General features: G+C 35.5%; 9 protein-coding genes. All 9 read right to left on the bottom strand.

Translation table 11 applies throughout. The features are described 5' to 3' along the window. Positions 1-30 precede the first annotated feature (30 nt). Genes ACP5S8_RS00875 through ACP5S8_RS00835 form a run of 9 tightly spaced genes read right to left on the bottom strand, consistent with a single transcriptional unit; the run spans position 31 to position 9,733 of the window. Entirely contained in the window at positions 31-603 is a 573-nt protein-coding gene (locus tag ACP5S8_RS00875) for an SCO family protein (protein WP_461875339.1), read from the bottom strand. A gap of 35 nt (positions 604-638) precedes the next feature. Then, a complete protein-coding gene (gene mrdA, locus ACP5S8_RS00870; RefSeq protein ID WP_461870070.1) occupies positions 639-2,399 on the bottom strand; it encodes a penicillin-binding protein 2 in 1,761 nt (586 codons plus the stop codon). After that, positions 2,396-2,836: a hypothetical protein gene (locus tag ACP5S8_RS00865; RefSeq protein ID WP_461875338.1), complete on the bottom strand. Its 441-nt coding sequence runs from the start codon at positions 2,834-2,836 to the stop codon at positions 2,396-2,398. Before ACP5S8_RS00865 ends, mrdA begins: the two co-directional genes overlap by 4 nt. Further along, complete coding sequence (gene mreC / locus ACP5S8_RS00860) at positions 2,833-3,606, bottom strand: rod shape-determining protein MreC (protein WP_461875337.1); 774 nt, start codon at positions 3,604-3,606, stop codon at positions 2,833-2,835. Before mreC ends, ACP5S8_RS00865 begins: the two co-directional genes overlap by 4 nt. Further along, the gene (locus tag ACP5S8_RS00855) at positions 3,603-4,613 is read right to left on the bottom strand and encodes a rod shape-determining protein (RefSeq protein WP_461875336.1); all 1,011 of its coding nucleotides are present in this window, start codon (positions 4,611-4,613) and stop codon (positions 3,603-3,605) included. Before ACP5S8_RS00855 ends, mreC begins: the two co-directional genes overlap by 4 nt. A 14-nt stretch (positions 4,614-4,627) precedes the next feature. Continuing rightward, positions 4,628-5,599, bottom strand: coding sequence for an ADP-ribosylglycohydrolase family protein (locus ACP5S8_RS00850; protein WP_461875335.1), 972 nt, complete (start codon positions 5,597-5,599; stop codon positions 4,628-4,630). Further along, a complete protein-coding gene (gene hisB, locus ACP5S8_RS00845) occupies positions 5,596-6,174 on the bottom strand; it encodes an imidazoleglycerol-phosphate dehydratase HisB (protein WP_461870075.1) in 579 nt (192 codons plus the stop codon). Before hisB ends, ACP5S8_RS00850 begins: the two co-directional genes overlap by 4 nt. After that, entirely contained in the window at positions 6,171-7,436 is a 1,266-nt protein-coding gene (gene serS / locus ACP5S8_RS00840) for a serine--tRNA ligase (protein WP_461870076.1), read from the bottom strand. Before serS ends, hisB begins: the two co-directional genes overlap by 4 nt. Continuing rightward, a complete protein-coding gene (locus ACP5S8_RS00835; RefSeq protein ID WP_461875334.1) occupies positions 7,433-9,733 on the bottom strand; it encodes a DNA gyrase/topoisomerase IV subunit A in 2,301 nt (766 codons plus the stop codon). Before ACP5S8_RS00835 ends, serS begins: the two co-directional genes overlap by 4 nt. Between the last annotated feature and the right edge of the window lie 11 nt (positions 9,734-9,744).

The raw sequence follows: 9,744 nt of genomic DNA, 5'->3' as shown, positions 1-9,744 counted from the left end.
TAAGATATATCGGCCAAAAAATCAAGTATTTTAGTCCTTACTTTTTAACAGTTTTTTTAGATAAGATGCCATATACGTTGGATCTTGATCTTTGTCAAAGAATATTGTTTTTAGGCTTTTATTGTAAATTACATATATGTTATCAGTATGATCTATCAAATAACCCTGTGTTTTTGAAGGGACTATTTTGTAAACAACACCATAGCTATCTGCTACTTTTTTTATGTAGCTTTGATCTCCGGATAAACCGCTAAAATTTTTGTTAAAGAATTTAGCATATTCATCAGCAACGTTTGGGGTATCTCTTTTGGGGTCTAAAGTTATAAAAACAACTTTTACGTATTTCTTATCCTCACCAAGCATGTTGTACATAGAAGATAGCCTGTGCAACACCGTAGGGCACACATCAGGACAATGGGTATAACCAAAGTAAATCAAAATCACCTTATAACGATTTTCATAATCTTTCAAAGATACTTCTTTATTGCCAGATAAAAGCTTAAAATCAAAAGGTTTAGCGTTTATGCTTGGATTTACTGGCTTTTCACAAGAAAAAAGCAAAATACCAAATATAACAACAAAAATTAACGTTAATTTTCTCACAAAAATATTATAACATGGTTATATCTCTATAAAATTTAATTTATTTCTCTGTTTATACCTTTTATATATATTTGTTCCAATATCCTTTTTACAATAGGAGCGGCGGTGAGGTTTCCTTCAATACCATGCTCCACTATAACACCCACCACATACTTAGGATCTCTATACGGTGCAAAACCCACAAACCAAGCATCTGGTTGATATTTCCACGGGCTGTTTGGCCCTACATGTTTTCCAAAGACTACTTGAGCTGTACCAGTTTTGCCTGCTATATCTACAATGGTAGAAAGTGCATTTGTACCGGTACCCTTTAAAACCACCTCCCTTAACCCTTTTTTAACTATAGAATAGTCTTCTAATGGTGCCTTTACATATCTATATACTTTTCTGCTGTTTTTAAATATAACTTTGCCGTCCGCCGTTTTTATTTCTTTTAAAAGGGTGGGTTGATATATTACGCCGTTGTTTGCTATTCCCTCCATCATGGTTACTTGCTGAAGAAGAGTTACTAGCACATATCCTTGCCCTATACTCATATTAACCGTATCACCTTCATACCAAGGTTGATGAAATTTCCTTAATTTCCAGCTTTTAGTAGGCAAAAAGCCGGGCGAGTTGTATAGTTCAAAGGGTATGCTAGAACCATAACCAAAATCTTTTTCTATATCGTATATCTTCCTCTGCCCAAGTTTCATACCGAGTTGGTAAAAAAACGTATCACAAGAATTCTGAATAGCTTGGTCTATTGTCTGATACCCTGTGTCGTATCTAAGCCAGTTGTAAAAAATATGGTTGCCAACCTTAATGTACCCAGAGCAATCAAGGGTGGAAGATGGAGTTATAACACCGTATTTTAACGCAGCTATAGCAATAGGAACTTTAAAGACAGAACCCGGTGGGTATATGGCCTCAGTGGCTCTATTTAAAAAGGGTCTCAAGGGGTCATTTATAATCTTATTCCAGTCTTTATATACATCGTTTGGATTGTACTCAGGAAAACTATCCAGCGCCAATATCTCACCGTTGTGAGCGTTCATAACTATAACTGCACCCACTTTCTGACCAGAGCTTAAAAACACCTTATGCACTATGTCTTGAATTTGTGAGTTTATAGTAAGCACCACCGTATCACCCTGCGCGGGTAATTTTTTATCAATAGTGTAAAGCTCTTTTCCTAAAGCATTTACCATTATTTTTTTATAACCAAGTTCACCTATAAGATATTTGTTGAATCGCTTTTCAATACCAGCTTTACCTACAAGGCTTTGAGGACCTATATTATATTCTTTCAAATCTTTTTGAGACGGCAAGCCTACATAGCCTAAGATGTGAGCGTATTCATCTCCATAAGGATATACCCTTTTTGGCACTATACCCACAAAAATACCAGGAAATTTATAAGAATTTGCATAAAACGTTTCTAGCTGTTGGGTGCTTAAATTGTCCATAATTTTTATAGGTGTTATAGAATTTTTATTTACCTTTATAGTATTAGTTATATCTATACCAAACATGTTTTTAAATATTTTTATCTCTTTTGATAAATCTTTATTTTCGGATATTTCTTGAGGATCTATGTAAAGATCGTAGGTGGGAACGTCATAGGCAAGCTTTACACCATCCGAGCTTTCTATAGCGCCTCTTGGAGGGTAAAGTATCTGGAGTCTGGTATAGTTTTGCTTAGACTCTTCATAATACTTACTTCCTTTTATTACCTGTAAATAAAATAATCTAGCACCTATTGCAATATAAGCTATCAATATTAAAAGCGCAAAAACAATGTAATTTTTTCTCATACATTTTTATAAAACCTGTCTAACACAAAAAATATTATACAATCTATAAAAATTGACATGAAAAACCCTAAAAATCCAAAATCAACATGACCATACTTTATATAAATAATACCAACGTTTGTTAGCTTTACAAGCAGATCAAAAATAAAAAACATGGGCACTTTTAAAAAATTGGTTTCTAAAGTATAGCTAAGCAAAAGTCTTATTATTATACTATAAAGCGTATAGCTGAAAGTAAAAACTCCCAACGTGTTTACGCTGAGGTCCATTAAAATACCCATTAAAAATGACCAAAGCGGAATATACTTATTTTCTAAATTTAAAAATATCAAAGGTAAAAATGCTTCTGGAAATGGATACACGCCGTTTCCTTCTAAAAAAAAGAATTCCAGTATAAAAAGTACAAAAAACCAAACAGCAAAACGTTTACCACTCATCTATTTAATACCACCACAAAATCATATATATTGGGATTGGCCATAGGTCTTAGTTTAACGTTTAAAAAAAATAAATTTTTCGATCTATTAACCTCTAAAACTTTGCCCACCAATAAATACGGTATATCTTGGTTTTTTAAGCTTCTAAAATAAATTAAATCTCCTACCCTTATATCGTCGCTAGAAGTAGCGTTTATTATGCTACCATCAGGGTAACCACCTTTATAAATATAAGTATCACCAGTCCTATAATCATAAACTATCGTATTAAACAGTTTGTTATAAACCGTCATAACATAAGCCACATCTTTATAGACTTTATAAACTACACCGACAAAATATCCGTTGGATGATACTATATCTCCTTCTTTTATTTTGCCGTTGTTTTGTATTTCCAAGAAGCTTTTCTTTCCAGACGTATCATAGCCAACAACTCTTGAAATGTACACATTTGGGTTTGATTGTTTGTTTATGAAAGCCAAACTATTTGATATATAATAGAGCTGTCTAGCTTCATTTTGACATTTCTGAAGCTCATAGCTAAAGGTTTTATAATAATTTAGCTTTTTCCTTAGGATAGCGTTTTCTTTTCTAACATCAACTAAATCAAAATACAATCTAAACATATTGCTAATAAAAGCGTAAGACGAAAGTCTATAGTTAGTTATATAATTAAAAGGATTGTAGCTTACCAAATAAGCCGTACTTGGAACAAAAATAAAAATGAAAGACAAAAAAAGCAAAAAAATATATAAAAAACCGAGCCTCATGTAAAGGATACTTTCTTCAATAGATCTATATCGTCCACGACTTTACCAACACCTCTTGCCACAGCTCTTAATGGATCTTCACAGTAGTATGTTTTTATACCAAGGTCTTGAGTTAATTTATGATGCAAATTTTTAAGCAAAGACCCTCCACCCGCTAGCACAATACCTCTTTCCACTATATCGGCAGCCAATTCCGGTGGCGTTTTTTCTAAAGTAGTTTTAACGGCACTCACTATGGCATTTAACGTATCTTCCAAAGCTTCGTATATTTGCACAGAATCAACAACTATAGACCTTGGAAGCCCCGTTGCATCTCTTCCTCTTACCTCCATCTCCCTCTTCTCCGTTGGTATTACGGCAGAACCAAGATCTAACTTTATTTTTTCGGCGGTTTGCTCGCCTATAAGCATACTAAACTTTCTTTTTATATATTCGATGATAGCTTCGTTCATCTCGTCGCCAGCTATCTTAAGAGAATGAGATATAACGATACCCGACAAAGATATAACAGCTACATCTGTAGTCCCTCCACCTATGTCAACCACCATATTACCTATGGGCTCAGAAATTGGTAAATCTGCCCCTATAGCAGCCGCCATTGGCTCTGCTATAAGATACACTTCCCTTGCCCCGGCTGACTTTGCAGCATCTATAACCGCCCTTTCTTCTACCGGTGTTACACCAGAAGGCACACCTACTACAACTCTTGGCTTAGGTTTTAATATACCTTTACCTAACGTTTTCTTGATAAAATGAGATATCATAACCTGGGTGATTTCAAAGTCTGTAATAACACCATCTTTTAAAGGTCTTACGGCTTTTATATAATCAGGAGTTTTACCAAGCATCTCCTTGGCTTCCGTTCCCACTGCCAAAACTTTATGCTTTCTTGAGTCTATAGCTACTATAGAAGGTTCTTCCAATACAATGCCTCGTCCTGGAATGAATACCAAACTGTTGGCCGTACCTAAATCAATGCCTATTGCACTATTCATGAATCCAAACATACTAATATTTTAACCTATTTTGCATGTAATTTTTTACTAAGCTCGTAAAGGTTATCTGCTATATATATATAATGCTGATGGTTTTCTAAATTTTGTATCAAATCCTCTGGTAAGAACTCATACCCATGGTAAGCGCCCAGCAAAGCCCCTGTAATAAAACCTATAGCGTCTGTATCACCGCCAAACTCCCAATAAGAGTTTACAGCGTTAACAAAAGCATCAAACGGGTACTCGATGCCTTCTGTTAAAAAGTAATACAAAGACAACCCTAAACTCTCCAACACAAAATTACCATTACCTATTCCTACAATGGCTTTTTCTTTGGAATATCCTTCCTCCAGAGCATCTATCAACGTATCTAACATTTTTTTTGTATAAAAGCTTTTGACATAAGAATTTAACTCCTTTAAAAGTCCTATTCTATTTTCTAAAGTCTCTAAAGATTCATCGTTTTTTATAGATTTTACCAAAAAGCGATTAAACAAAATAGCGCCGTCCAAAGCTTCATCACTTCTATGAGTAAGCATTGTAACTAACTTAGCCGCTTCTTCCGATACGGTTTCGTTTTCAAAGTGAAGCATGGAAGTGGCTATAACCCTCAGTATACCTTCTATCGAAGAGAATTTAAAACCTTCCGTTACGTTGTTTGATAAATTGTATATGGCTTTTAGTATGAATGGATCCGGGTACCTATGAGCTGATTCATCAAAAGCCCAAACTCTAAGCTTATCAAAATAGTTATAGATATCAAGCTTGTTAGATTCCAATATAGATTCTATCAAAAGCCTTGATACAGTGGTTTCATCTGAAGGTTCGTTTGGTCTTTGAAAAAATGCCGGAGAGCTAGGATGCGGTTCCACAAAGCTTGTTATAGGTAAATCCCTGTAAAACTCTTCCACTTGGTAAATATCCAAATCTTCAAAAGATTTTCCTATAGCGTCTCCTATTGCAGATCCAAGAACAATGCCCCTAAACTTTTCCTTCATAAAAGCCCTTTCGTAGAAGGGATACCTTTGCCTTGTTTTGCTACAGCTTGCCTTACACTAAAAGCCAAAGACTTTATACTACACTCTGCTATATGATGAAGTATGTGTCCATCGAGAATTTTTATGTGTACGGTGGCTTTTGACTCCAAGGCAAACCCTTTTATAAACTCCCATATTAGTTCAAAGTCAAACTCCGTAATCTTACCTCTTAGATCTTTTCTATCGTAGTAAAAAAGTCCTCTACCTGAAAAATCAAGAGAGCATAGCACTAAAGCCTCATCCATAGGCAAAATTGCAAAACCATACCTATTTATACCAGATTTGTCTCCCAAGGCTTTAGACACAGCTTGCCCTAGCACTATGCCTACATCTTCCACAAGATGATGGTAAGATACATCTACATCGCCTTCGGCTTTTAACTTTATGTCTATAAAACTATGCTTTGAAAAACTCTCCATCATGTGATTTAAAAAACCTACAGGGGTTTCTATTTGATAAACACCAGAGCCGTCTAAGTCAATCTCCATATCTATAGCCGTTTCTTTTGTTTGTCTAAAAATATGTGCACTTCTCATATGTACTCTTCCTTTATGTAATCTTTTAAAACCTTTGGTACCCTAATCCTATTATCTTTCGTTTGATAATTTTCCATAATAGCCACCAACGTCCTACCAACTGCCAGGGAAGAACCATTTAAAGTGTGAACAAACCTATTTTTACCAGTTTTATCTTTAAACCTTATATTTGCTCTCCTTGCTTGAAAATCTTCACAGTTAGAGCAGGAGGATATTTCTCTATACTTATTTTGAGATGGTATCCACACTTCTATATCGTAAGTCTTAGAAGCTGAAAAACCTATATCACCAGAGCAAAGAGCCACCACTCTATAAGGGAGCTCTAAAAGTTGTAAAATCTCCTCTGCATTTGACAAAAGCTTTTCTAGTTCTTCGTAAGAATTATCCGGATGAACTATTTTTACAAGCTCCACTTTATCAAATTGGTGTTGTCTAATTAGCCCTTTCACATCTTTTCCATGAGAACCGGCTTCTCTCCTATAGCAAGGGGTATAAGCTGTAAGGTTAATGGGTAAATCATCTTCTTTTAATATGGTATCTTTGAATACATTCACAAGAGAGACTTCGGCAGTAGGTATGAGGTAAAGATCATCATCTTTTACATAGTAAAGCTCTTCTTGAAATTTTGGAAGCTGTCCAGTGCCTACCAACGTTTGAGGCTTTACAAGATGAGGTACTATCATCTCCTGATAGCCGTTTTTTGTATTTACATCAAGCATAAAGTTTATAAGAGCCCTTTCTAGCTTTGCTAAAGGACCTTTCAATATACTAAACCTACTGCCAGATATAGCGGCAGCTTGATCAAAATCTATAAAACCTCTCAAAACGCCAAGGTCAGCGTGGTCTTTGATTTCGAAATCAAACTTTGGTATCTCACCCCATCTTTTAATCTCTAAGTTGTCGTTTTCATCCTTACCGTAAGGTACGCTTTCGTGCAATAGATTTGGCACTCTAAGAAGAAGATCTTCCATATATTTTTCTATGCGGGCTAGCTCTTCCTCTAATGTTGATATTTCCTCCTTAATTAACCTTATTTCTTCTTCAAGAGCTTCGGTGTTTAACCCTTGCTTTTTTAAACTACCTATCTCCTTGCTTTTAGTGTTTCTAAGAGCCCTCAAATCCTCAATCCTCTTTATCTTATGCCTTCTTTCTTCGTCTAACTTTAGTATATCGTCTATTCTGTCTTTCAAAAAAATATCTCTTTTGGCTAGGTTTTCCTTTACAAACTCTGGATTTTTCCTTATAAGCTCTATGCTAATCATAACAACACCACCCTATATATCTTGTCGTCTTTCAAATCAATCACTTTTTCCTCAGGCACACCTACACCAGCAGGCACTTTTATATGTTGCAGCAGGCTTTTAATGTCAAATTTTATATGAGAACCGTTTAAAGTGGATATCAACACATCAAAATTATCATTATCGTTATAAAACACTATATCGCAAGCGTTTAAAAGCTTTTGTTTTAATACGTTTATACCTTGAGATGTTCTAGATTTTTTGGGAATATCCTCTAGCTTTATCTTTTTAGCATAACCTTCTTCTGTTATTAAAAGCCCAAAAACCTTGTCGTCTAAAGCTTTTACTGAGATGGCCTCATCATTTTCATTCAGCTTTATACATTGAAGGGCTTTTGAACTAGACGTGGTTGCTCCTACGTCTTGGGTTTGGATTCTATTTATATAACCTTTTTTGGTTAAAATAAGTATTTCGCTCTCATCTTGAGAACCGCTTATATAAACCACCTCTTCACCTTCTGAGAGCTTCAATATTTGAAAGCCTTGGGTTTTGTATTCAAACTCCACAAGAGGTATTTTCTTTATAGAGCCTTTGTTTGTCAAGATAAGAAGCCTTGAGTTGTATTGCTCTCTCACAAAGGCACCTACAACGTACTCGTCGGTATCCTTCATATGAATGGAGCTTCCAGACAAAGCTTCTGACCCAGCAGTCCAATAAACTCTCCCTTTGTTTGATACTACGAAAAGACCCTCTGTAAATTTTAAGCTTGCCACATTAACAATAGGAGATTTCTCCTCTTCCAAAAGCTCTACAGGTTTTACAAATCCATTTCTTGTGACGAAAACATCCACATAGGTATCTTCTTTTATCATACCTTCAATGAAGGTTCTTCTTGGGTCTTTGAAACGCTCTGCTAGTTCTTTTGTCTCTTTTATAAAAATGTCTATCCTCTCTTGTTTGTTTTCCAATATATTTTTATAAGTTTTGATGTTTTCTATAAGCTCATCGTGTTCTTTTTGAAGCTTAGAAGTTTCTAAAGATGTAAGTCTTTGCAATCTTAAGTCAAGTATTGCTTGAGCTTGCTTTTCGGTTAGATTCCAGCCATTCATAAGCTTTTCTTTGGCCTCTTGGGTATCTTGTGAAGCTCTAATGGTCTCTATAATCTTGTCTATATCTTTTATACAAACCAAAAGTCCCTCTACTATATGAAGTCTTTCTTCGGCTTTTCTTAAGAAAAACTCTGTTCTTCTATAGATTACATTCAACCTATGCTTGAAAAATTCTAGCAAAATATCTTTCAGATTTAAAAGCTTTGGCTCAAGCCCAACCAAAGCTACCATATTTATGGGGAAGTTTTTTCTAAGAGATGTATTTTTGTAAAGCTTCTTTAATACAGACTCTCCTTTTGCATCTCTCTTTAGCTCTATTACTATCCTTATGCCTTCTTTATCGGATTCATCTCTTAAATCTGAAATCTCTTTTAGCTTACCAGACCTTGCTAACTCTGCTATTTTTTTTATAAGCTCTGCTTTGTTTACCATGTAAGGGATTTCTGTTATTATTATTTGCTCTCTTCCGGAGCTTGTTTTTTCTACCCTTGCCTTTGCTTGAACAGTCACTTGTCCTCTTCCAGTTTTGTAAACCTCTGGTGATACTTCCCCTACTATTATACCGCCTGTAGGAAAATCTGGTCCTTTTATATATTGCATAAGCTCTTCCACAGTTATATCTTGGTTTTGAGCCAAAGCCACCAAAGCATCACAAACTTCTTTTAGATTGTGAGGAGGGATAGAAGTGGCAAGACCTACCGCTATACCCGTAGTACCGTTGCAAAGAAGGTTTGGCATCTTTGCTGGAAGAACTTGAGGTTCCATAACACTTTCATCAAAATTTGGTACAAAATCAACGGTATCATTTTCTATATCTTCCAACAGGCTAAGCGTTATCTTGGATAGCTTGGCCTCTGTATATCTCATTGCAGCAGGCGGGTCACCGTCTATAGAACCAAAATTCCCTTGTCCTATTACAAGAGGATACCTTAAATTAAAATCCTGAGCCATTCTCACAAGAGCATCGTATATAGCTTGATCTCCATGGGGATGATATCTTCCCATCGTATCCCCTACAATACGGGCACATTTTTTAAAGGGTTTGTCTGGGGTTAGATCCATCTCATACATTGCATACAGTATTCTTCTTTGAACTGGTTTAAGACCGTCTCTAACGTCTGGTATAGCTCTACCTACTATAACAGACATCGCATAATCAAGGTAAGATTGTCTCGCCTCTTCTTCTATAGGGATTTCCAATATTTCCATAATAAAATTTT

This window comes from Hydrogenobaculum sp., from assembly GCF_049967395.1.
In the GTDB taxonomy this organism is placed as follows: Bacteria; Aquificota; Aquificia; order Aquificales; family Aquificaceae; genus Hydrogenobaculum.
Note: the sequence above shows the minus strand (reverse complement) of the source record. Positions and strands in the feature narration are given on the sequence as shown.